The 23,427-nt window shown below is 70.3% G+C and carries 21 protein-coding genes; 12 read left to right on the top strand and 9 right to left on the bottom strand.

All coding sequences use genetic code 11. The features are described 5' to 3' along the window. Positions 1 to 18: 18 nt before the first annotated feature. The 7 genes from FGD71_RS32700 to rhaI form a co-directional block, all read right to left on the bottom strand. Positions 19 to 945 carry a lytic polysaccharide monooxygenase auxiliary activity family 9 protein gene (locus tag FGD71_RS32700; RefSeq protein WP_119104182.1) on the bottom strand — a complete coding sequence of 309 codons (927 nt, stop codon included), beginning with the start codon at positions 943 to 945 and terminating at the stop codon, positions 19 to 21. Positions 946 to 1,109: 164 nt separating this feature from the next. Further along, on the bottom strand, positions 1,110 to 1,778 hold the full coding sequence (locus tag FGD71_RS32695; protein ID WP_119104181.1) for a LutC/YkgG family protein: 669 nt from the start codon (positions 1,776 to 1,778) through the stop codon (positions 1,110 to 1,112). Further along, entirely contained in the window at positions 1,775 to 3,262 is a 1,488-nt protein-coding gene (locus tag FGD71_RS32690) for a LutB/LldF family L-lactate oxidation iron-sulfur protein (protein ID WP_119104180.1), read from the bottom strand. Before FGD71_RS32690 ends, FGD71_RS32695 begins: the two co-directional genes overlap by 4 nt. Then, entirely contained in the window at positions 3,259 to 4,047 is a 789-nt protein-coding gene (locus tag FGD71_RS32685) for a (Fe-S)-binding protein (RefSeq protein ID WP_119104179.1), read from the bottom strand. Before FGD71_RS32685 ends, FGD71_RS32690 begins: the two co-directional genes overlap by 4 nt. Positions 4,048 to 4,158: 111 nt before the next feature. Continuing rightward, the gene (locus tag FGD71_RS32680; RefSeq protein ID WP_119104178.1) at positions 4,159 to 5,598 is read right to left on the bottom strand and encodes a rhamnulokinase; all 1,440 of its coding nucleotides are present in this window, start codon (positions 5,596 to 5,598) and stop codon (positions 4,159 to 4,161) included. Between the two features lie 5 nt (positions 5,599 to 5,603). Then, the gene (locus FGD71_RS32675; protein WP_119104177.1) at positions 5,604 to 7,643 is read right to left on the bottom strand and encodes a bifunctional aldolase/short-chain dehydrogenase; all 2,040 of its coding nucleotides are present in this window, start codon (positions 7,641 to 7,643) and stop codon (positions 5,604 to 5,606) included. 127 nt (positions 7,644 to 7,770) lie between these two features. Then, on the bottom strand, positions 7,771 to 8,931 hold the full coding sequence (rhaI, locus tag FGD71_RS32670) for an L-rhamnose isomerase (RefSeq protein ID WP_119104176.1): 1,161 nt from the start codon (positions 8,929 to 8,931) through the stop codon (positions 7,771 to 7,773). A gap of 310 nt (positions 8,932 to 9,241) precedes the next feature. Between rhaI and FGD71_RS32665 the strand changes: the two genes are divergently transcribed. From FGD71_RS32665 to sigJ, 10 genes are all read left to right on the top strand, one after another. Continuing rightward, on the top strand, positions 9,242 to 10,759 hold the full coding sequence (locus FGD71_RS32665) for a sugar ABC transporter ATP-binding protein (RefSeq protein ID WP_119104175.1): 1,518 nt from the start codon (positions 9,242 to 9,244) through the stop codon (positions 10,757 to 10,759). Then, positions 10,756 to 11,796, top strand: a complete 1,041-nt coding sequence (locus FGD71_RS32660) for an ABC transporter permease (RefSeq protein WP_119104174.1) — start codon at positions 10,756 to 10,758, stop codon at positions 11,794 to 11,796. Before FGD71_RS32665 ends, FGD71_RS32660 begins: the two co-directional genes overlap by 4 nt. Next, positions 11,789 to 12,763, top strand: coding sequence for an ABC transporter permease (locus tag FGD71_RS32655; protein ID WP_119104173.1), 975 nt, complete (start codon positions 11,789 to 11,791; stop codon positions 12,761 to 12,763). The genes FGD71_RS32660 and FGD71_RS32655 overlap by 8 nt, the downstream gene beginning before the upstream one ends. 100 nt (positions 12,764 to 12,863) lie before the next feature. Beyond that, entirely contained in the window at positions 12,864 to 13,946 is a 1,083-nt protein-coding gene (rhaS, locus tag FGD71_RS32650; RefSeq protein ID WP_119104172.1) for a rhamnose ABC transporter substrate-binding protein, read from the top strand. A gap of 29 nt (positions 13,947 to 13,975) precedes the next feature. After that, positions 13,976 to 14,296 (top strand): L-rhamnose mutarotase, encoded by a 321-nt coding sequence (locus FGD71_RS32645; protein ID WP_119104171.1) that lies wholly within the window; start codon positions 13,976 to 13,978, stop codon positions 14,294 to 14,296. A gap of 80 nt (positions 14,297 to 14,376) precedes the next feature. Then, the gene (locus tag FGD71_RS32640; RefSeq protein WP_119104170.1) at positions 14,377 to 15,804 is read left to right on the top strand and encodes a BNR repeat-containing protein; all 1,428 of its coding nucleotides are present in this window, start codon (positions 14,377 to 14,379) and stop codon (positions 15,802 to 15,804) included. 77 nt (positions 15,805 to 15,881) lie between these two features. Continuing rightward, a complete protein-coding gene (locus FGD71_RS32635) occupies positions 15,882 to 16,907 on the top strand; it encodes a LacI family DNA-binding transcriptional regulator (RefSeq protein WP_119104169.1) in 1,026 nt (341 codons plus the stop codon). 55 nt (positions 16,908 to 16,962) lie between these two features. Beyond that, positions 16,963 to 18,264 carry an alpha/beta fold hydrolase gene (locus tag FGD71_RS32630; RefSeq protein ID WP_119104168.1) on the top strand — a complete coding sequence of 434 codons (1,302 nt, stop codon included), beginning with the start codon at positions 16,963 to 16,965 and terminating at the stop codon, positions 18,262 to 18,264. A gap of 65 nt (positions 18,265 to 18,329) precedes the next feature. After that, a complete protein-coding gene (locus FGD71_RS32625) occupies positions 18,330 to 19,073 on the top strand; it encodes a PIG-L deacetylase family protein (protein ID WP_119104167.1) in 744 nt (247 codons plus the stop codon). 93 nt (positions 19,074 to 19,166) lie between these two features. Continuing rightward, positions 19,167 to 20,078 (top strand): RNA polymerase sigma factor SigJ, encoded by a 912-nt coding sequence (sigJ, locus tag FGD71_RS32620; protein WP_119104166.1) that lies wholly within the window; start codon positions 19,167 to 19,169, stop codon positions 20,076 to 20,078. A 30-nt stretch (positions 20,079 to 20,108) separates the two neighbouring features. On the opposite strand, the gene FGD71_RS32615 is transcribed toward sigJ, so the two are convergent. Further along, positions 20,109 to 20,318: a DUF5999 family protein gene (locus FGD71_RS32615; RefSeq protein ID WP_119104165.1), complete on the bottom strand. Its 210-nt coding sequence runs from the start codon at positions 20,316 to 20,318 to the stop codon at positions 20,109 to 20,111. A 206-nt stretch (positions 20,319 to 20,524) separates the two neighbouring features. Between FGD71_RS32615 and FGD71_RS32610 the strand changes: the two genes are divergently transcribed. Both FGD71_RS32610 and FGD71_RS32605 read left to right on the top strand, forming a co-directional pair. Further along, positions 20,525 to 21,361 carry a pentapeptide repeat-containing protein gene (locus tag FGD71_RS32610; protein ID WP_119104309.1) on the top strand — a complete coding sequence of 279 codons (837 nt, stop codon included), beginning with the start codon at positions 20,525 to 20,527 and terminating at the stop codon, positions 21,359 to 21,361. 81 nt (positions 21,362 to 21,442) lie between these two features. Next, entirely contained in the window at positions 21,443 to 22,168 is a 726-nt protein-coding gene (locus tag FGD71_RS32605; RefSeq protein WP_119104164.1) for a DUF2470 domain-containing protein, read from the top strand. On the opposite strand, the gene FGD71_RS32600 is transcribed toward FGD71_RS32605, so the two are convergent. Continuing rightward, the gene (locus FGD71_RS32600; protein ID WP_119104163.1) at positions 22,136 to 23,374 is read right to left on the bottom strand and encodes a lactonase family protein; all 1,239 of its coding nucleotides are present in this window, start codon (positions 23,372 to 23,374) and stop codon (positions 22,136 to 22,138) included. The genes FGD71_RS32605 and FGD71_RS32600 overlap by 33 nt on opposite strands. Positions 23,375 to 23,427 lie beyond the last annotated feature (53 nt).

Here is a 23,427-nt window from a genome sequence, read left to right as displayed (position 1 = left end):
ATGCCGGTGGTTCCGTACTCAGCGATGTCGACGCAAGGTGAAGGCCGCGCCCGCCGTGATGAGGAGCCCCGCCGCGCCGCCCGCCACGAGGGGCAGGGCTGTACTGCCGTCGTCGGAGCTGTCGGAGGCCACCGCCTCACCGGGCGCGCTGGTGACGTCGGAAGGGGAGTCGCCCGCGGGCGTGCCGGTCACGTTCGTCGAGGACTTCGTCGGAGTGCTGGTGGCATCCGCCCGGCCCTGGGCACCCGGCTTGTCGTTCGCGGGACCGGCGCCCGTCCCGCCCCCGCCTGCGGCGCCGGACTCGTCCTCGGCCGCCGCCCCGTCCTTCCCGCCCGGGAAGACGACGTCGGAGCAGGAGTAGTACGTGTCAGGCGTGCTCGTGTTCTGCCAGATCGTGTAGAGCAGATGGCGACCGGTCCGGTCGGAGGGCAGCTTCGCCTTGATGCGGTAGGAGCCGTTCACGAGCGACGGGTCGGTGACGGTCGCGAAGGGCCGCGACGGCAGGTCCGACCACTTGAGCGGCTTCGTGGGGTCGTAACCGTCCTTCGTGAGGAACAGCTTGAAGGTGCCCGTGTGCGGAATCGTCGACCGGTACGTGAGCGTCAGGTCCGCCCCGGCGGACAGCTTCGTCGCGGGCCAGTCGGCACGGGCGAGGTCGAGACCCCGGTAGGCGTCGAGGCCCCCGCTGCACAGCTCGCCGTCGGGGACGACCTGCCGGTCCCGGCCTCCGACATCGGCGAGGCGCAGGTTGTCGAAGGCGGCGACCCCGGAGGCGACGGCCGCCTCGCAGGCCGCGCTCTTCGCCTGTTGCCCGCCCGGGGAGCAGGCCACCACCCGGCTGACCGGATTCGTCGGTGCCCCGTGCGCGGTGGCGGGCGCGGCGGCCCACACCGTGAGCAGAAGCGGAGCCACTCCGACGAGGGCGGCGGTGCGGTGTGCGGACATCCGTCGGGTTCCTCCTTGGCACGGCAAACGGGGTCGGCCCGCTGTTCCGCGACGGATGAGCCGCGGGCCACGGGCCGGCCCGGTGTTCCCGTGAAGTACGGGACACACGCGATGTCCGTTCAACGCCCCCTGGACGAGCCGCCGATACGCGCCACACCCGTTCCCTACGGCGCGACCTCCGCGCCGGCCCGCCCCCTCACCAGCACCACCTCCAGGGTGCGCGGACCGTGCACCCCCTCGACCCGGTCGAGCTCGATGTCGCTGGTGGCGGAGGGGCCGGAGATCCAGGTCAGCGGGCGTGTCGGGTCGATGCGCACCAGGGCCTGGGGGACGGACGACACGACCTGCTCCGGAACCCGTACGACGCAGATGTGATGGTCGGGAACGAGGGTGATCCGGCGGCGGCCCTGGTCTGGGGAGCCGTCGAGGACGATCGTGCCGGTCTCGGCGACGGCGACCGCGCAGCCGGTGATCACACTGTCGACGCGGTCCAGTTCGTGGGCGGTGCTCGCGCCACGATCCTGCACGCGCGTCGGGTCGGCCGCCTCGAGCCAGTACGAAGGCAGCCCGGGCGGGACCAGCACGGTCTGAGAGCCCCGCTCGGCCAGGAGTCGCATGAGCAGCTCCGACAACTCCTCGTCCGCGCAGCGGTGGACGATCGCCCGGTAGTCCGCCAGGTTCTCGGCCAGCAGATCCACCGTCTCCTCGACGCTCCGCTCGCCGTGTTCGCGGAGATAGCCCCGCTGAACCGCCTGCTCGTAGGGCGTGTCGTCCCGTTGTACGTCGGAGAGCGCGCGCCGTACGCGGCCCAGGACCAGGTCCCTGCTGCTCACTTGCCGGTGTCCTTTCCGCCGTTCGTACGCTGCCACCAGTCCCGGAACGGTTCCGCCGGCACCACCGGCAGATCGCGGCTCCCGCTCCACGCCTTGCCCGGGCCCGGCAGCGTACGGGGATGGAAGCGGCGGCTGCGCGAGGCCAGCCGCTGGCCGGTGCGCAGGGCGCCCGGGTGACGGAACGCCCAGCTCGCCGCGCGCATCGCGGCCCGTTCGGCGGCGTGTCCCTTGGCGGGTTTCAGCTTGACCTTGTTGCCCCCCTGGGTCACCACACCCCCCTGGACGACCCGCTCCCGCAGATGCACCAGCACCTCCGGGATGTCGATCGCCACCGGGCACACGTCGTAGCAGGCGCCGCACAGCGACGACGCGTACGGCAGTGAGGCGTCGATCTCGCTTGCTGTGCCCCGGAGTTGAGGGCTGAGGATGGCGCCGATCGGGCCCGGGTAGACCGAGCCGTAGGCGTGGCCGCCCGCCCGCTCGTACACCGGGCAGACGTTGAGACACGCCGAGCAGCGGATGCAGCGAAGGGCCTGGCGTCCGACCTGGTCGGCGAGCGTGTCGGTGCGGCCGTTGTCGATGAGGACCAGGTGGAAGGTGCTCGGCCCGTCAGCCGTCTCGGAGTCCGTCGTACCCGTCCACATGGAGGTGTACGGGTTCATCCGCTCGGCCGTCGAGGAGCGGGGGAGCGTCTGGAGGAAGACCTCCAGATCCTGCCAGGTGGGCACGATCTTCTCGATGCCGACGACCGAGATGAGGGTCTCGGGGAGGGTGAGGCACATACGGCCGTTGCCCTCGGACTCGACGACCACCAGGGTTCCGGTCTCGGCGACCATGAAGTTGGCGCCGGAGATGCCGACCTTGGCGCGCAGGAACTTCTCACGCAGGTGCAGACGGGCCGCCTCGGCGAGTTCGGCCGGGGTGTCGGTGAGGCCCTCGGGAGCCGGGCGGCCCCACTCGCCCATCTCGGAGCGGAAGATGTCGCGGATCTCGCCGCGGTTGCGGTGGATCGCCGGGACGAGGATGTGCGAGGGCCGGTCCTTGCCCAACTGCACGATGAGCTCGGCCAGATCAGTCTCGTACGCGTGGATGCCCTCGGCCTCCAGCGCTTCGTTGAGGCCGATCTCCTGCGTGGCCATGGACTTGACCTTCACGACCTCGGTCTCACCGGTCATCCTGACCAGATCCGCGACGATCCGGTTCGCCTCGTCGGCGTCGGCGGCCCAGTGGACGATCCCGCCGGCCGCCGTGACCGACTCCTCCAACTGCACCAGATAGCGGTCGAGATGACGCAGTGTGTGGTCCTTGATCTGCTTGCCCGCCTCGCGCAGCTCCGCCCAGTCGGACACCTCCGCCACCGCGGTGGCGCGCTTGGCGCGGATGGTGTGTGTGGCGTGCCGCAGATTGCCGCGCAGGGTCTCGTTGTGGACGGCGTCGTGCGCGGCCTTCGGGAAGGCCGGCATGCCCACGAAGGTGCCGCTCATGCCTTCGACTCCTCTGCCGTGCTCCCGCTCATGCCCAGGGGCTCCTCTTCCGTGCTCGCCAGGATCTCCGCGATGTGCACCGGCCGCATACCCGTCCTGAGGCGGGCCATCGTGCCGCCGATGTGCATCAGACAGGAGTTGTCCGCGGCACACAGCGCGTCCGCGCCCGTCGACTCGGCGTTGCGTACCTTGTCGGCCCCCATCGCCGCCGAGACATCGGAGTTCTTCACGGCGAACGTGCCGCCGAAGCCACAGCATTCGTCGGCCCCGGGCAGCTCCCGGAGCTCAAGTCCCTTGACCGCCTTGAGGAGTCGCAGCGGCCGGTCGCCGAGCCCCAGAGAGCGCAGGCCGTGACAGGTCGGGTGGTACGTGACGGTGTGCGGGTAGTACGCGCCCACGTCCGTCACACCCAGGACGTCCACCAGGAACTCCGTGAGCTCGTACGTCTTGGGCACGACCGGAGCGAGCGTGCGCGCGAGCGTGTCACCGCGACCCTCCGCGCGCGCCCGCTCACCCATCCGCGGATACAGCTCCCGCACCATCGCGCCGCACGATCCGGACGGCGTCACGATCGCCTCGTACTCGCCGAATACATCGGAGAAATGCTCAGCCAGCGGCTCCGCCTCATGGCGATAGCCGGTGTTGTAGTGTGCCTGCCCGCAGCAGGTCTGGCCCATCGGGAAGTCGACGTCGACGCCCAGTCTGGTCAGCAGTTTCACCACGGCGCGCCCGGTTTGGGGATACAGCGTGTCGTTGACACAGGTCAGGAACAGGGCGACACGCATCGCGGCTCCTCGTGATCGGACATCGGATGGATGCAGGGTACGCGGGACGTGCGCGGGACGGGAGACGTCACGCGCCGCGGCCTCCCGCGCTGTCCCGCCCCGGCGCGCGCCTCACTGCCGGGCGAGCCGTTCTTCGGCCGCCTGCCAGACGGCGGTGGAGCCCCGCGGCTCGTACCGCGTCAGCGGCTGCGTACGAGCCAGCAGTTCACGCATCGCCGCACGGTCACCGACCAGGCCGTCGGCCCGGGCCTGGACCAGGACGTTGCCGAGGGCGGCGGCCTCCGGCGGGCCCGCCACGACCGGCAGTCCGCACGCGTCGGCCGTGAGCTGGCACAGCAGGGCGTTGCGGGTGCCGCCGCCGACGATATGGACGACGTCGACGGGGCGGTCGGCGAGGGCCTGGGCCTCGGTGATGGCCCGGCGGTGGGCGAGGGCGAGCGAGTCGAGGATGCAGCGGGTGACCTCGGCGGGGGACTCGGGCACGGGGAGGCCCGCGTCCCGGCACGCGTCGGCGATCCGCGCGGGCATCCGGCCGGGAGCCAGGAACGCGGCGTCCCCGGCGTCCACGACGGACCGCAGCGGCGGCACGTCGGCCGCCTCGCCGAGCAGCGTGGCCAGGTCCGGGTTCCCCCAGGACCGTACGCACTCCTGCAGCAGCCACAGCCCCATGATGTTGCGGAGATAACGGACCGTGCCGTCCAGCCCCAGCTCATTGGTGAAGTTGGCCGCCCGGCTCGCCTCGGTCAGGACGGGCGCGTCCAGTTCGAGGCCCGCCAGCGACCAGGTGCCGGTGCAGATGTACGCGAAGCGCTCGCCGCCGGTGGCCGGGACGGCGGCGACCGCGGACGCCGTGTCGTGCGAACCGACCGTGGTCACCGGGACCGGGCCGGTCAGCCCGGTCTCCTCCAGCACCTCCGGACGGAGCAGGCCCGCCGGATCCCCGGGCCGCCGCAGCGGCGCGAACAGCGTCAGATCGATACCCAGCCGCGACGTGACGTCGTACGACCAGTCGCGGGTGCGCGGATCGATCAGCTGGGTCGTCGAGGCGTTGGTGAGCTCCGTGCCCGCCCTACCCGTGAGCCAGTACGACAGCAGGTCAGGAATCAGCAACAGCCGCTCGGCATGTGCGAGTTGCGCCGACGAGCGGGCCGCCGCCAGCTGGTACAGCGTGTTGAAGGGCGCGTACTGAAGACCCGTCCGCGCGTACAGCTCGTCCGCCGGGACCGTCGCCCACACCTTCTCCGCGACACCCTCGGTGCGGGCGTCGCGATAGTGCACCGGGTTGCCGAGCAGCGCGCCGTCCGCGTCCAGCAGCCCGTAGTCCACGGCCCAGCTGTCGATCCCCACGGAGTCGGCCTGCCCGGCCGCGCGTAGCCCGTCGAGGACGCCCGCGTACAGCGACAGAATGTCCCACCGCAGCCCCTCGGGGGTGCGCACCGGCCGGTTCGGAAAGCGGTGCGCCTCGGTGAGGTCGAGCGAGTCCGGCCCCAGGCGGCCGACCATGACGCGCCCGCTGGACGCGCCGAGGTCGACCGCCACGTACGACTTCACAGCCGTCACCGGAGGAACGCGGCGGCCACGCCGGCGTCGACCGGGACGTGCAGGCCGGTGGTGTGCGTGAGCTCCCCGCCGGTCAGGGCGAAGACGGCGTTCGCGACGTGCTCGGGGAGCACCTCCCGCTTGAGGATGGTCCGCTGGGCGTAGAACTCGCCGAGCTTCTCCTCCTCGATCCCGTAGGTGGCTGCGCGCTGCGCGCCCCAGCCGCCCGCGAAGATCCCCGAGCCGCGCACCACACCGTCCGGGTTGACGCCGTTGACACGGATGCCGTGCTCGCCCAGCTCGGCGGCCAGCAGCCGGACCTGGTGGGCCTGGTCGGCCTTGGTCGCGGAGTACGCGATGTTGTTCGGGCCCGCGAAGACGGCGTTCTTGGAGGCGATGTAGACGATGTCGCCGCCCAGCCCCTGCTGGATCATCACCCGGGCCGCCTCGCGCGAGACGAGGAAGGAGCCGCGGGCCATGATGTCGTGCTGCAGGTCCCAGTCGCGGGCCGAGGTCTCCAGCAGGGACTTGGAGATGGAGATGCCGGCGTTGTTGACCACGAGGTCGACTCCGCCGAAGGCGAGCGCCGCCGCCTTGAAGGCCTCGGTGATCTGCTCCTCGGAGGTCACGTCGACGGTGACCGCGACGGCCTTGTCCGGACCGCCGAGCTCCTCGGCGACCGCGGCCGCGCCCTGCGCGTTCAGGTCCGCGACCACGACACACGCCCCCTCGGCCGCGAGCCGCCGCGCGATCGCCTTCCCGATACCGCTGCCGGCACCCGTCACCAGCGCGACCCGCGTGGCCAGCGGCTTGGGCTTCGGCATCCGCTGGAGCTTGGCCTCCTCGAGGGCCCAGTACTCGATGCGGAACTTCTCCGACTCCTCGATCGGCGCATACGTCGAGACGGACTCGGCCCCGCGCATCACGTTGATCGCGTTGACGTAGAACTCGCCGGCCACGCGCGCGGTCTGCTTGTCCTTGCCGAAGCTGAACATGCCGACACCGGGGACCAGCACGATCGCCGGGTCCGCGCCGCGCATCGCGGGGGAGTCGGGCAGCGCGTGCCGCTCGTAGTAGGCGGCGTACTCCTCGCGGTACTCGGCGTGCAGCTCCTTGAGGCGGGTGATCGCCTCCTCGACGGAAGCGGTCGGCGGCAGGTCGAGGACCAGCGGCCTGACCTTCGTCCGCAGGAAGTGGTCGGGGCAGGAGGTGCCGAGGGCCGCGAGGCGCGGGTGCTCGGCGCTCGCGAGGAAGTCGAGGACGACCTCGGAGTCGGTGAAGTGGCCGACCTGCGGACGGTCCTGCGAGGCGATGGCGCGGATGACCGGCGCCAGCGCCGCGGCCCGCTCCCGCCGCTCGACGGCGCCCAGCGCCGCGTACCCCTCGAGCACCGGCCCGAACGGCTCGGCCTTCCCGTGCTCGGCCAGGAACTTCTCGGCGGTGCGGATGATGTGCAGCGAGTTGCGCTCGCACTCCTCGGCCGTGTCACCCCACGCCGTGATGCCGTGGCCGCCGAGGACGCAGCCGATCGCCTGCGGGTTGGCCTCCTTGACGGCGGCGATGTCCAGACCGAGCTGGAAGCCGGGCCGGCGCCACGGCACCCACACCACCGTGTCGCCGAAGCACTCGGCGGTCAGCTTCTCACCGTCGGCCGCGCAGGCGAGCGCGATACCGGAGTCGGGGTGGAGATGGTCGACATGGGCCGCGTCCACCAGGCCGTGCATCGCCGTGTCGATGGACGGCGCTGCACCGCCCTTGCCGTGCAGGCAGTAGTCGAAGGCGGCGACCATCTCGTCCTCGCGCTCGACGCCCGGATAGACATCGGTGAGCGCCCGCAGCCGGTCCAGCCGCAGCACGGCGAGCCCGCCCTCGGTGAGCGTGCCCAGGTCGCCCCCCGATCCCTTGACCCACATCAGCTCGACGTCGCCGCCGGTCACAGGGTCGGTGTCGGTGCCCTTCGCGGACGTGTTCCCGCCCGCGTAGTTGGTGTTACGGGGGTCAGCGCCCAGCCGATGCGAACGAGCGAGGAGAGCGGCGGCTTGGGGGTGGGGTGCCATGGTGTGATCAGTCCTTCATCAAGAATGGGTACGACAAGTGCCCCGAAGGGGCGCGGGGAACTGCGCGACCAGCCGAACTCGACCCGCAGACTGCAACCGGCCTCACCCGGCAGACGAGACACAGCGGCTACGCCCCCCAACCCGCTTGCTGTCCGCCAACCCGCTCCTCAGCGATCCTCTGCGCCCAGCCGGAGGCGCGATACGCGGCGATCGGGTCGGCATCCAGCCCCACCTCCTCGCGCACCTCGCGCAGCAGCGGCCGTACGTCCGTGTTGTACGCGTCCATCAGCACGGCGTTCGCCTCCAGCACGTCACCGGAGCGCTGGGCGGAGGCAAGAGCGTCGCGGTCCACGAGGAGCGCCTTCGCCGTGGCCTCCTGCACGTTCATCACGGAGCGGATGATGGCCGGGATCTTGGCCTCGATGTTGTGGCACTGGTCGAGCATGAAGGCGACGTCGGGCGTGAAGCCGCCGCCGCGGATCACCTCGTACATGATCCGGAACAGCTGGAAGGGGTCGGCGGCGCCCACCATCAGGTCGTCGTCCGCGTAGAAACGGGAATTGAAGTCGAAGCCGCCGAGCTTCTGCTCGCGCAGCAGCGTCGCGACGATGAACTCGATGTTGGTGCCCGGAGCGTGGTGCCCGGTGTCCACCACGACCTGTGCCTTCGGACCGAGCTTGAGGCAGTGCGCGTACGCCGTGCCCCAGTCCGGGACGTCCGTCGTGTAGAAGGCGGGCTCGAAGAACTTGTACTCCAGGAGCATCCGCTGGTCGTCGCCGAGCCGCTCGTAGACGGCGCTCAGCGCCTCGGCGAGCCGGTCCTGGCGCTCGCGGATGTCGTCCTGGCCGGGATAGTTGGTGCCGTCCGCGAACCACAGCTTCAGGTCCTTGGAACCCGTCGCGTCCATGATGTCGACGCATTCGAGCAGATGGTCCAGGGCCTTGCGGCGCACCGCCGCGTCGGCGTGACAGACACTGCCGAGCTTGTAGTCGTCGTCCTGGAAGGTGTTGGAGTTGATCGTGCCGAGCTTCACGCCCCGGTCCTGGGCGTGCTTGGCCAGGGCCGCGTAGTCGTCGACCTTGTCCCATGGAATGTGCAGCGCGACGCTCGGCGCGGCACCGGTGAACTCGTGGACCTTCGCCGCGTCGTCCAGCTTCTCCTGCGGCGTGCGCGGGACTCCGGGCTGCGCGAACACCTTGAAGCGGGTCCCCGAGTTCCCGTACGCCCACGACGGCGTCTCGATGGCCTGGGTCTTGAGGGCGGCCTTCACCGCGGCGAGCTCGGTCACTTCGGGACTCCTGTGACTTCGGGTCTGGAAGACGTCGGTCTTAAGGGCATCAGTCTGAAGAGCATCGGTCTGGGCGAAGCACATCTGCTGAAACGATTCAGGGAGCGAAGCTATGAGCCTCCCGAAAAGCTGTCAACCCCCGGGGTCAAGACCTTTGGCCGTGATCTGGTTGTGACCTCCGGCTACCGAAAATTTTCGTTCGGCACCCATTGACGTGACCTGGGTTACGTGCCTAACGTCCCGGCCATCCAGTTGAAACCTTTCACGACGTCATGAGGCCGCCCCGCCCCCGCGTCGCTGAGGAGCCCTAATGACCCACCCGTCCGACACGGGACCGACCCCGGTGCTGGCGCTCAGGGACATCTCGAAGTCCTTCGGCGCCGTCCGCGCCCTGCGGGACGTGTCCCTGGAACTGTTCCCCGGCGAGGTGCACGCACTCGCCGGAGAGAACGGCGCGGGCAAGTCGACTCTCATCAAGACGCTCGCCGGCGTGCACCGACCTGACGCCGGCCAGGTGCTCCTGGACGGTGAGCCCACCGTCTTCCACGGCCCGGCCGACGCCCGGGACGCGGGCATCGCCGTGATCTACCAGGAGCCCACGCTCTTCCCCGACCTGTCGATCGCCGAGAACATCTTCATGGGCCGCCAGCCCAAGCGTGCTCTCGGCCGTATCGACCACAAGTCCACCCACGCCGCCACGGTGGCCCTGATGCAGCGCCTCGGCGTCGAGCTCGACCCCGAGCGCCCGGCGCGCGGCCTGTCCATCGCGGACCAGCAGATCGTGGAGATCGCCAAGGCCCTCTCCTTCGACGCCCGCGTCCTGATCATGGACGAGCCCACCGCGGCCCTGACGGGCAGCGAGGTGGCGCGCCTCTTCGGAGTCGTCCGCACCCTGCGCGAACAGGGCGCCGCGGTGCTGTTCATCTCGCACCGCCTGGAGGAGATCTTCCAGATCTGCCGGCGGGTGACGACCCTGCGCGACGGCGCCTGGATCTCCAGTGAGCCGCTGGACGGCATGACCGAGGACGATCTCGTACGCCGCATGGTCGGACGCGATCTCGAGGAGCTGTACCCCAAGCAGGAGGTCCGGGCGGGCGAAGTGGCCCTGAGCGTACGCCGGTTGACCCGCGAGGGCGTGTTCACCGACGTCTCCTTCGACGTCCGGCGCGGCGAGATCGTCGGTCTCGCCGGACTCGTCGGCGCGGGTCGCACGGAGGTGGCCCGGGCCGTCTTCGGTGTCGACCGGTGGGACGCCGGCGAAGTCGAGATCGACGGCCGGGCACTGACGAGCGGCGCGCCGTCCACCGCCATGGCCGCCGGACTCGCCCTCGTCCCCGAGGACCGCCGCGCCCAGGGCCTGGTGATGGGCATGTCCATCGAGCGCAACATCGGGCTCACCGGACTGCGCAAGACCGTGAAGGCGGGGCTGATGGACCGGGGAGCCGAGCGCAGCCGCTCCCTCGACTGGGCCGTCAAGCTCCAGGTCAAGTACGCGCGGATCGCCGACGCCGTCTCCACGCTGTCCGGCGGCAACCAGCAGAAGGTCGTCCTCGCCAAGTGGCTCGCCACCGGCCCGAAGGTGCTGATCGTCGACGAGCCCACCCGCGGCATCGACGTCGGTACGAAGGCCGAAGTGCACCGGCTGCTCGGCGAGTTGGCAGCCGACGGGGTCGCCGTCCTGATGATCTCCTCCGACCTGCCCGAGGTCCTCGGTATGGCCGACCGCGTGCTCGTCATGCACGAGGGCCGGCTCACCGCCGAGATCCCGCGCTCCGAAGCAACCGAGGAAACGGTGATGGCCGCAGCCACCGGGAGGGCCGCCGCGTGACGGTGACTGCCCCCAACCCCGCCCCCGCCGCCGAGGTACCCAAGTCGAGCGGCACCCGCCTGGTCGACCGCGTCTTCAAGATGCGCGAACTCGCCATCCTCCTCGTCTTCCTGGTGATGATCGTCATCACTCAGATGGGCAACAGCGAGTTCCTCACCGAACAGGGCATCAAGGACCTGCTGCTGAACGCGACGATCCTGGTCCTGGTGGCCACCGGCCAGTCCCTGGTCGTGATCAGCCGCAACGTCGACCTGTCGGTCGGCTCGACGCTGGGCATCAGCGCGTTCGCCGCCGGTACGTATCTCCAGGGCGGCGGCAACCCGGTCGTGGCCGTGGCCCTGGCGGTCCTGCTCGGTGTCGGCTTCGGACTGCTGAACGGACTGCTCGTCAGCCTCGGCCAGGTGCCCGCCCTGGTCGTCACCCTCGGCACGCTCTACATCATCCGCGGCATCGACTCGATCTGGGTCGGCTCGCGCCAGATCACGGCGGCCGACCTGCCCGACGGCTTCGTGGACTTCGGCTCCGGCGGCATCTCCGCGGTGCCGTACCTCGCGCTGATCGCACTCGCCGTGGTGATCGCCACCGCCTACTACCTCAAGCACTTCGGCAGCGGACGCGAACTGTACGCGCTCGGCTCCAACCCCGAGGCGGCCCGGCTCGCCGGCATCCCCGTGCGCAAGCGGATCCTGGTCGCGTACACCTTCTGCGGAGCCCTCGCGGGTCTCGCGGGCGCGCTGTACCTGGCCCGGTTCGGGAACGTCGACTCCGGAACCGGCAACGGCTACGAACTCACCGTCGTCAGCGCGGTGGTCGTCGGCGGCGTCGTCTTCACCGGCGGCTCAGGCAGCGTCTACGGCGCCGCGCTCGGCGCGCTGCTGCTGACCTCCATCAACAGCGTGCTGCCGGCCCTGGGTGTCAGCTCCGTCTGGGTGCTCGCCATCAACGGCATCCTGCTCATCCTCGCCATAGCCGTGGACCGTGTGGTCGCAACTCGGGTGGCGTCCGCCCTGAAGAAGAGGAACGCCCGCCATGGCTGACTCGCCCCTCGCGCGCGCCGTCCGCTGGGACACTGTCGTCGGCGCCCTCCTCATCGTCGTACTGCTGCTGTCCTTCGGCACCGTCGACGGTTTCGGCAACGCCCTCAACCTGTCGTTCCTGATCGGCAACACGCTGCCGATCGCGCTGATCGCCCTGCCGATGACACTGCTCGTGGTCTCCGGTGAGATCGACCTGTCGGTCGCCTCCACCGCCGGTCTGTCGGGTGCCGTGATGGGCGCGCTGTGGAACCAGGGGATGACGATCGAGACGATCATCCCGATCTGTCTGCTGCTCGGTGTGGTCTGCGGGCTGATCAACGGTCTGCTCGTGACCCGTCTCGGGCTGCCCTCCCTCGCCGTCACCATCGGCACCCTCGCCGCCTACCGGGGCATCGCACAGATCGTGCTCGGCTCGGACGCGGTGACCGACTTCCCCAGCCAGTACCTGGACTTCGCGGCCGGACGCATCGGGGACACCTTCATCCCGTACGCCTTCCTGCCCTTCCTGGTGCTGCTCGCGATCGCCGTGGTCGCGCTGCACGCCACCCCGTTCGGGCGGTCGCTGTTCGCGATCGGCGCGAGCGAGGAGGCCGCCCGGTTCGCGGGCATCCGTGTGAAGCGACAGAAGCTGATCCTGTTCACGCTGACCGGTCTGATGGCCTCGCTCACCGGCATCTTCTGGGCGCTGCACTACGCCAGCGCCCGCTATGACAACGCCACCGGGCTCGAACTCTCCGTCGTGGCCGCCGTTCTGCTCGGCGGCATCGACTTCGACGGAGGCAGGGGAACGCTCGGCGGCGCCATCGCGGGAGTCTTCCTGCTCGGCGCGTTGCAGAACGTGATGAGCCTCGTGAATGTCTCCGCGCAGTCGCAGATCGTCGTCACCGGCGTTCTGCTCGTCGTCTCCGTGCTCGGCCCGCGGGTCGCACGGCAGATCTCCGTCGCGAGGGCGCGTGCGCTCCGCTGATCAGGCCGTCCAAAGCTGCGGGTCGTCCGTGGCTGGTCGCGCAGTTCCCCGCGCCCCTTACGGGGCGCGGCACCACTCATCCCCGTAAAGGACCACCGCCATGCGCAAGTCATCCCTTCGCCGTACCTGTGCGGCCCTCGCCGCCGTCACCTCTCTCGCCCTCGCCGCCACCGCCTGCGGCGGTACCACCAAGGAGGACGTCGGCAAGGACAGCGCCTCCGCCGCCTCGGAGGGCAAGGCCGACCCCAACGCCGAACTGAAGAAGGGCCTGACCGTCGGCTTCCTGCCCAAGCAGGTCAACAACCCCTACTTCACCTCCGCCGACAAGGGCGGCGAGGCGGCCCTCAAGGAGCTGGGCTCCACCTACAAGGAGGTCGGCCCGAGCAGCGCCACCGACACCTCCGGCCAGGTGAGCTACGTCAACACGCTCACCCAGCAGCAGGTCGACGCGATGGCCGTCTCCGCGCAGGACCCGGGCGCCCTGTGCACCGCGCTCAAGCAGGCCATGAAGAACGACATCAAGGTCGTCACCTACGACTCCGACACCAAGGCCGACTGCCGCAACGTCTTCGTGTCGCAGGCCAGCGCCGAGGACCTGGGCCGCACCGAGGTGCAGCTGCTCGCCGAACAGCTCGACTACAAGGGCGAGATCGCGATCCTGTCCGCCGCGCAGACGGCGACGAACCAGAACACCTGGATCGACTTCATGGAGGACGAGCTGAAGGACCCGAAGTACAAGGACATGAAGCTGGTCAAGGTCGCGTACGGCAACGACGACGCCCAGCAGTCCTTCCAGCAGACCCAGGGCCTGCTCCAGGAGTACCCGAACCTGAAGGGGATCATCTCCCCGACCACCGTCGGCATCAAGGCGGCGGCCCAGTACCTGTCCGGTTCCAAGTACAAGGGCAAGGTCAAGCTGACGGGCCTCGGTACCCCGAACGACATGCGCAAGTACGTCAAGAACGGCACGGTCGAGGGCTTCGAGCTCTGGGACCCGGCGAAGCTCGGCGAGCTGGCCGCGCGTACCTCCGTCGCGCTGGTCTCCGGGCAGATCACCGGCAAGGAGGGCGAGACCTTCAAGGCCGGCGACATGGGTGAGTTCACCATCGGCAAGGACGGCGTGATCAACCTCGGCAAGCCGACCGTGTTCAACGCCAAGAACATCGACCAGTTCGACTTCTAGTTCAACTTCCAGGGCCTGGAGGGTCTTTGATGCAGCGCGTGTGCTTTCTGCTGAAGGTCCGTGAGGACCGGATCGACGAGTACCGCGAGCGGCACGCCGCCGTGTGGCCCGAGATGCTCGAAGCGCTCTCGGCCACCGGCTGGCACAACTACTCGCTCTTCCTGCGCGACGACGGTCTGCTCGTGGGCTACTTGGAGACCGAGGACTTCGCGGCGGCCCAGGCCGCCATGGAGGCCACTGACGTCAACGCCCGCTGGCAGGCCGACATGGCGCCGTTCTTCGAGTCGCTGGACGGCGCCAGGCCCGACGAGGCCATGAAACCGCTCACCGAAGTGTTCCATCTGTCCTGACCCCCGACTCAGCTCGTCTCTTGACCCCCTCAGCCCGTCCCCTCCCTCGTTCGCCCCCTCCCGCACAGGAGCCTCCGGACATGAAGAGACGCACTCTGCTGGCGACCGCCCTGCTGAGCACCGTGGCGACCCCCGGCCTCGCCGGCACTGCCCGGGCCGCCGACCCGGGCCCCTCGCTCACCCTGACCGGCAGCACCACGCTCGACACCCAGGCCATCTACTTCGTCTCCTACGACGGCCTGGTCAACAACAACTCGTTCCAGAAGAACGGGCTGTTGACGTACAAGGGCTACCAGTACGCCGTCTGGTACACCGCCGACCGCAATGCCGTCGTCGGCCGCCGCGTGTTCGGTTCGAACACCTGGTCCACGGTCAAGGTCGGCCACACGCTCCGGTACAACGACTCCCACAACGTCATCTCCATGGGCATCTCCAAGGTCGACGGCCGACTGCACCTCAACATGGACTCCCACAGCGACGGCTTCACCTACGTCAAGTCGGTGGCCGGCCTCATGGACAACCCGGGCGGACTGAGCTGGACCGCGAGCCGCTTCGGCGCTCCCCAGTCCACCCTCGACGGCCTCGCGCTCACCTCGCAGTTCACCTACCCGCAGTTCATCTCGACGCCCGAGGGGCGGCTCCAGCTGAGCTACCGCGTCGCCGTCTCCGGCAACGGCCGCAACGCCCTCGCCGAGTACAACGGCACGTCCTGGACCAACCTCGGCGAGTGGACCAGCTCCACCGGCACGTACACCAGCGAGCACGGCTCCAGCACGGCCCGCAACATGTACCTGCACGGCATCGACTACGACAGGAACGGGCGCCTGCACTCCTTCTTCACCTGGCGCGAGCAGAACGGCGCCGTGATGTGCAGCGGCGGCGGCATCACCAACCACGACACCGGCTATGTCTACTCGGACGACCGTGGCCGCACCTGGCGCAACAACGCGGGCACCGTCGTCGGCACCACGGGCGGCTCCGACAAGGTCTCCGTCACCGACGCCGGGCTGGTCGTGGACGCGCTCAACCCGGACCACTCGCTGATGAACCAGGAGAGCCAGTTCACGGACTCGGCGGGCCGGCCGCACGCCATCATCAGCTATGTGCCCGGCCGCTTCGGCCAGTGCACCACGAACTACGTCACCGACCGGACGAACAACGGCCGGGCCTTCCACGTCCGCAAGAACTCCTCCGGCGCCTGGCAGAAGACCGAGATACCGGTCCCGCTGAACTCCAGCCAGCGCACCAAGCTGATCCTCGACAAGTACGACAACGCGTACGCGATCTTCCCGTTCTGCCGTATCGCCGGAGCCTCCAAGGCATCCGGGTACACCGACTGGTCGATCCTGTACGACGGCGTCGGCGCCGGGCTGAACGCCTTCGGCGAGGTCGTGATCGACGAGACGCGGATCGCACAGGACAACTTCCTGTCGATCATGTACCAGGAGAAGTCCAGCGGTACGACGCCCTCGGCGCTCCGCAACCTCAACTTCCGCCTGCCCGCCTGACCGCGGTCCCGGTGGCGGACATGCCGGTAATGTGAGGGCCTGCCCGCCACCCTGTCCCCTTTGGAGGTCCCTGTCCGATGTCCCAGTCGGTGGGTATCAAGGACGTCGCCCGCGTCGCCGGAGTCTCCGTGGGCACGGTCTCGAACGTCATCAACCGGCCGGACACGGTCGCCTCCGAGACCCGCGCCCGTGTGCAGTCCGCGATAGACCGGCTCGGCTACGTCCGCAGCGAGTCGGCACGGCAGCTGCGGGCCGGGCGCAGCAGGATCATGGGCCTGCTCGTCCTCGACATGGGCAACCCCTTCTTCGTGGACGTGGCGCGTGGTGCCGAGCGGGCCGCGCGGGACGCAGGACTCGGCGTGATGGTCTGCAACAGCGCGCAGAGCCCCGGCGAGGAGGCCGACTATCTGTCGCTCTTCGCGGAGCAACGGGTGCGGGGAGTGCTGCTCACGCCCGCCGACGCGACGGGGCGGAACATCGAGGCGTTCCGCCGTCACGGCATCCCGTTCGTGCTCGTCGACCGGGTCGCCGAGGGCACCACCGAGTGCTCGGTCTCGGTCGACGACGTGGCGGGCGGCGCACTGGCCGTACGGCATCTGATCGACGCGGGTCACCGCTCCGTCGCCTATGTGAGCGGACCGCCCGGACTGAACCAGGTCAGGGACCGGCGGACGGGCGCCCTGAACGCGCTGGAGGAGGCGGGGCTCGGCCCCGACTGCCTGCGCGAACTGCCCACCGAGCGCCTCGACGTGGCCGCCGGACGCGACGCAGGCGCACGGCTTCTCGGCCTCGCCGAGCGCCCGACCGCTGTCTTCTGCGCCAACGATCTGCTCGCGCTCGGCGTGCTGCAGGCCATGTTCGCGGCCGGCGTCTCCGTCCCGGACGAGCTCGCGATCGTCGGCTACGACGACATCGAGTTCGCGGCCGCCGCGGCCGTTCCGCTGACCTCCGTAAGGCAGCCCGCCGTGACCATGGGTGCTCTCGCCGCGGAACTCCTGCTGGAGGAGACGGAGGCCGAGACGGCTCCCGTCCCGCATGAACACCGCCGTGTCGTCCTCCAGCCCGAACTGGTCGTACGCCGTTCCAGCCTGCTGCCCCGCTGACCCATGTGTTGAACTGGGACGCGCAGCCTGGAAGTCCGTACGTCTCGGGAGCCTCATGAGCGTCAGCTACCGCCAGCCGGGTGTCGTCCTCACCGACCGCCACTTCACCGTGCCCCTCGACCACGACGACCCGTCGGGGGAGACGATCGAGCTGTACGCCCGCGAGGTGGTCGCGGGCGACAAGGCACAGTGGGACCTGCCCTGGCTGGTCTATCTGCAGGGCGGCCCCGGGTTCGGCGCCAACCGCTTCATCGGGAAGCAGGCCTGGCTCGGCCGCGCCCTCAAGGAGTACCGGGTGCTGCTGCTCGACCAGCGTGGTACCGGCAACTCCACGCCCGCAAACCGCCAGACCCTGCCGCTGCGCGGCGGCCCCCGGGAGCAGGCCGACTATCTCGCGCACTTCCGTGCCGACTCCATCGTCCGCGACTGCGAGACGATCCGCCCCGCCGTCACCGGCGGCGCCCCCTGGACCGTGCTCGGCCAGAGCTTCGGCGGCTTCTGCACGGTGCACTATCTGTCGACCGCGCCAGAGGGCCTGAGCGCCGCACTGATCACCGGCGGCCTGCCCTCCCTGGACGCCCACGCGGACGACGTCTACCGGGCCGCGTACCCGCGCATCGAGCGCAAGGTCGCGGCCCACTACCGGCGTTACCCGCAGGATGTCGAGCGGGCGCGGCAGATCGCCGAGTATCTGCTGCGGCACGAGCCCGTGCTGAACGGCGGTTACCGGCTCACCGCCGAGGCCTTCCAGTCCCTCGGTATCCTGCTCGGCGGCGGCGAGGGCAGTCACCGGCTGCACTACCTCCTGGAACACGCCTTCGTCCGCACGGCCCAGGGCCCGGCCCTCTCCGACGCCTTCCAGGAGGACGTCCGGTCCGTCCTCTCGTACGCGGGCCACCCGCTGTACGCGCTGGTGCACGAGGCCTGTTACGGCCAGGGCGACCGCCCCACCGCCTGGTCCGCGGAGCGGGTCCGCGCCGAGTTCCCGCAGTTCGACGCGGCCAAGGCCCTCACCGGCGACGGGCCCGTGCTGTTCACCGGCGAGTCCGTGCACCCGTGGACCTTCGACTGCGACCCGGCGCTTCGGCCGCTGCGCGCGACGGCGGACCTCCTCGCCGAACGCGACGACTGGGCCCCGCTGTACGACCCCGTCCGCCTCGCCGCCAACGAGGTCCCGGTCGCCGCGGCCGTCTACCACGACGACATGTACGTCGACACGGAGCACGCGCTGCGCACGGCTCGCGGCATCCGGGGACTGCGGACATGGGTCACGGACGAGTTCGAGCACGACGGGGTACGGGCGGGCGGTCCGCGCGTACTGGACCGGCTGATCGCCCTGGCGCGGGACGAGATCTGAATGGCTGACGCTCAGCCCCGGTTATCGCTCTGCGGGCACGACGGGCTCGCACTAAGGTGCGGACCATGACGGAGGCGACGAAAGACCAGCTCAAGCCCATGCCTGACGACTGGCAGCGAGCTCTCGCGGTGGTGGCGCACCCGGACGATCTCGAGTACGGCTGCTCGGCGGCCATCGCCGCGTGGACGGACGCCGGCCGGGAGGTCACGTATGTGCTGGCGACCCGCGGTGAGGCGGGGATCGACACCCTGGAGCCGTCCCGGTGCGGCCCGCTGCGGGAGCGGGAGCAGCGGGCGAGCGCGGCCGTCGTCGGGGTGTCCGAGGTGGAGTTCCTCGACCACGAGGACGGTGTCGTCGAGTACGGGACCGCGCTGCGGCGGGACATCGCGGCGGCCATCCGCCGCCACCGGCCCGAGCTGGTGATCACCCTCAACCACCGGGACACCTGGGGCGGGGTCGCGTGGAACACGCCTGATCACGTCGCCGTGGGACGGGCCACGCTCGACGCGGCCGGAGACGCGGGGAACCGGTGGATCTTTCCGGAGCTGGTCGAGCAGGGGCTCGAACCCTGGAACGGCGTCCGGTGGGTCGCCGTCGCCGGTTCGGCGACCCCCACGCACGCGGTGGACGCCACGCCAGGGCTGGAGCGGGCCGTGCGATCCCTGCTGGAACACCGCACCTATATCGAGGTGTTGACGGACCAGGACCCGGAGACGTACGTCCGCGGTTTCCTGACCGGCTACGCGCGGACCACGGGCGAACGCTTCGGCGGGAAGCCCGCCGTGGCCTTTGAGCTCTTCAGCCGCTAGACCGCGCCGCACGCGCTGAGCGCCGATGACCGATGACCGATGACCGATGAAGGCACGAGGGACAAGACGGTACGTGGGACAAGGGGGAGAGGCATGACGGGGATGGACGGGAACGGACGCCAGCGGGACCTGGCGGAGCGATTCGAGGAGCACCGCGGCCACTTGAGGGCGGTGGCGTACCGGATGCTCGGCTCGCTGAGCGAGACGGACGACGCGCTCCAGGAGGCCTGGCTGAAGCTCAGCCGTGCCGACGCGGACGAGATCAGGAACCTGGCCGCCTGGCTGACCACCGTGGTCGGCCGGGTCTGCCTGGACATGCTGCGCTCGCGCACCGCACGGCGAGAGGAGCCGATGGACACTTACGTCCCCGACCCGGTCGTCGGCTCCCTGGACCGGATCGACCCCGAACAGGAGCTGCTGCACGCGGACTCGGTGGGTCTCGCGCTCCTAGTGGTCCTGGAGACACTGGAGCCCGCGGAGCGGCTCGCGTTCGTCCTGCACGACATGTTCGCGGTGCCCTTCGACGACATCGCACCGATCGTGGACCGCTCCTCGGCCGCGACCCGGCAGCTCGCCAGCCGGGCCCGCCGCCGGGTGCGTGGCGCCGCCCCGGTGCCCGACCCCGACCTCGCCCAGCAGCGCAAGGTCGTCGACGCCTTCCTCGCCGCCTCGCGCGGCGGCGACTTCGAGGCGCTCCTCATGGTCCTCGACCCGGAGGTCGTGCTGCGCGCCGACGCCGGTGCCCTCGTCGGCCGCGGCGCGGCCACGTCCAAACTGGTCCGTGGCGCCGCGTCGGTGGCCGAACAGGCCTTCATGTTCCGGCAGTTCGCCGCGTACGCCCGGCCCGCGCTCGTCAACGGCTCGGTGGGTGTCGTCACGGTGGTCAACGGTCGGCCGATGTCCGTCACGGGGCTCACGATCGCGGACGGGAAGATCGTCGGCATGGACATCCTCGCCGACCCCGAGCGGCTCGCGGGACTAAATCTCGCGGTGTTCGTGAGCTGACCCAGCTGACCCAGCTGACCCGGTGGGGCTTCAGGCGGCGACAAGCTCCGGGCGGGCCGCGGGGGTCGTGCGCTGCGGGCTCACGATCCGTCCGTCCGGGAGGAGTTCGCCCGTGTCGTCGAAGGCGATGGTGCCGTTGCAGAGCAGATACCAGCCCTGTTCCGGGTGGGCGGACACGATCACCGCGGCGTGGTGGTCGGGGCTGTCGGCGATCGGGCACGGGGGGCGGTGAGTGCACATGATGTCTCTCCTGGCTGCGTCGGGGCTCGTTCCTCAGTGGTAGCGAAGTCTGTTTTCGGTTTGTTTTCGGCTGTATTAGTGACCTCGCAGGGGGCGCGAACTCATCGGCGAGTCCTTTCCTCGCAGGGGAGTTGGGCGCTGAGGGGTCCCAAGCGACCGTCAGACCGCCGCCGGTGCGGGGGAGCGCGCTGCGTAGGGTGGACGGCATGCGAGAACAACCCGGCACGGCCGTGCCCGACCGTCCCGATCTGCGAGCCGACTGCAGCCGGTGCTTCGGGCTGTGCTGTGTCGCGCTGCCCTTCTCCGCCTCGGCGGACTTCGCGATCGACAAGGATGCGGGAAAGCCGTGTCCGAACCTCCTGACGGACTCCCGGTGCGGCATCCACACGGAGCTGCGGCAGCGGGGGTTCACCGGCTGCACCGTCTACGACTGCTTCGGCGCCGGACAGAAGGTCTCGCGGATCACCTTCGGCGGCCAGGACTGGCGGTCGGGTTCGCGCGCGGACGCCCGGCGGATGTTCGATGTGTTCCCGGTCGTACGCCAGCTCCACGAGCTGCTCTGGTATCTCACCGAGGCCCTGGAGCTGCCCGCCGCACGCCCGGTCCACGCCGAGCTGCGCCGCGCGCACGACAGGACCGAGGCTCTCACGCTTGGCACCCCGGACGAACTGGCCGAGTTGGACGTGTCCGCCGTCCGCGCCGACGTCAACGTTCTGCTGCTGCGGACCAGTGAACTGGCCCGCGCCGGCATCGGCCGGGGCAGGAAGAAGGAACGCCGTGGCGCCGACCTCATGGGCGCCCGGCTCAAGGGCGCCGACCTGAAGGGCGCCAACCTCCGCGGCGCCTATCTCATCGCCGCCGATCTGACGGGTGCCGACCTGCGTGGCGCGGATCTGATCGGTGCCGACCTGCGCGACGCCGACCTCACGGACGCCGATCTGACCGGCGTCATCTTCCTCACCCAGCCTCAGCTCAACGCCGCCAGGGGCAGCCATGGCACCAGGCTGCCGCCGTCACTCACGCGCCCGGTCCACTGGAATTAGTGGGCAGCGAAGCAGGCCTGCTGGTTGGCGTGAGCCCTGATCTTCGATAGGTTAGGCAAGGCTTACCTAAGGGAGGTTCTGATGGGTGACCGTCACACCTGGACCGCCGTGCCGTCCATGGCGCAGCGTGCCCGCACCGTGCTGGCCACGGCATGGTCCTGCGCGGTGACCGCGGAAGGCGGTCGCGAGGAGTTCATCGGAGCGCACACCGTCGCCGAGGACGGCCGCGTGCTGCTGCGTCTGCCCGACGACAGTCTGCTCGCCGCGGCCGCGGTCTGCGCGCCACGCGGAGAACCGTCCGCCGTCCTCGAGTTCGCGGACGTCGCACCCGTCCCCGTGCGGGGTCGCATCCGCGCCCGGCTCTGGCTGGCCGGCTGGTTCGCGCCCGAGAGCGGGGATCTGGCCTTCCGGCCGACGCGGGTCGTGCTGCGCGAGGCGGGCGGTGCGGTCGTGGTCGACCTCGACGAGTTCGCCGGCGCCGAACCCGACCCGCTGGCCACGGCCGAGTCCCGGCTGCTCACCCACCTCGCCGACGCTCACCCGGACGCGGTCGAGCGGCTCACCCGTCTCGTCGAGCCCGACAGTCTGCACGGCGCGGTACGCGTCCAGCCGCTCGCCGTCGACCGGCACGGACTGACGCTGCGCATCGAGCGGGCTCGCGCCCACGGCGACGTACGACTTCCCTTTCACCGGCCCGCCGACGACGTCGCACAGCTCTCGGAGCGCATGCACGTCCTGCTCGCCCAGGCGAGCGCCGCCAACCGCCCTCGCGCGCTACAGCGGCAGCGCACAAACGGCGACGGGTGATGCGAACGGCTTGCCCGCGAGCCGGAGTTCGCCGGAGTTCTGGTCGACACGGAAGACGCTGACCGTGCTCGACTTCTGGTTCGCCGCGAACATCAGGTTCCCGCCCGGCGAGAGGGCGATCTGGCGAGGGAAGTCGCCCTCCACCGGCACGGTGTCCAGCAAGCGCAGCCGGCCCCCGTCCGCCTCGACGGCGTACCGGGTCAGGCTGTTGTGGCCACGGTTGGCGAGATACGCGTGCGAGCCCTTGGGCGTGACGACCAGCTGCGCCGGGTAGTTCGTGCCCTCGCCCGTGCCGGTCGGTTGCGGATCGCCCGGCGTGAGACGGCCGGTGGCCGGGTCGTAGGCGCACACCGTGACCGTGTTGTCGAGCTCGTTCGCCAGATAGGCGAAGCGGCCCCCGGGGTGGAAGGTGAGATGGCGCGGGCCCGCGCCCGGGCGCGTGTGTGCCTGGGAGACCGGCTTGAGCGTGCCCGCGGACGCGTCCAGACGATAGGTGTAGACGGTGTCCGCCCCCAGGTCGACCGCCAGCACATGGCCGCCGTCCGGACTGGTGATGAACTGGTGTGCGTGCGGCCCCTCTTGGCCCGGCCCGGGCGGCGGGCTGGAATGCGTCACCAGATCCGTCCGCTCGCCGAGCGCGCCCGAGGCGTCCATGGGATGCACGGCCACACTGCCGGAGCCGTAGTTGGCGCTCAGCAGCCACCGTCCACCGGGGTGTACGGACAGATGACAGGGACCGGAGCCTCCCGTACCGCGCGTACCAAGTACCTTGTGGCGCCCGCTCGTCGACAGCCGCACCGCTGTCACGCCGCCGTCCTCCCGCTCGTTGACGGCGTAGAGCACGCGCCCGTTCGGATGCACGGCGAGATAGGACGGGTCGCCGACGCCCGTGAGCGTTCCCTTGCCGGTGATCCGGCCCGTCGTGCTGTCGTACGTCGCGAGACCGATGCCCGTGCCGCCGCCCTCGACCGAGGTGTACGTGCCGAGGAACAGGGGGCGGGGGCCGGTGCGGCGGGACGGCGTCGGGGTGGCCGCCGTCGGAGTGGTGGCCGCCGTCGGGGTGGACGTGGCCGCGGAGTCGGTCTCGGACGCCGCGCACGCCGGTACCGTCGTCACCGCGGCCGCGCCCGCGAGCGCGCCGAAGAAACGGCGCCTGCTCCAGCCGCCGCCGCGCGTTCCCCGCGACGGTTCCTCACCACTGCTCATGCCTGCACCTCTGGTGTCGGTCGCCTCAGCTGTGATCTCAGCCGAGAGCTCCA

Source organism: Streptomyces sporangiiformans, assembly GCF_005768555.2.
GTDB lineage: Bacteria > Actinomycetota > Actinomycetes > Streptomycetales > Streptomycetaceae > Streptomyces > Streptomyces sporangiiformans.
Note: the sequence above shows the minus strand (reverse complement) of the source record. Positions and strands in the feature narration are given on the sequence as shown.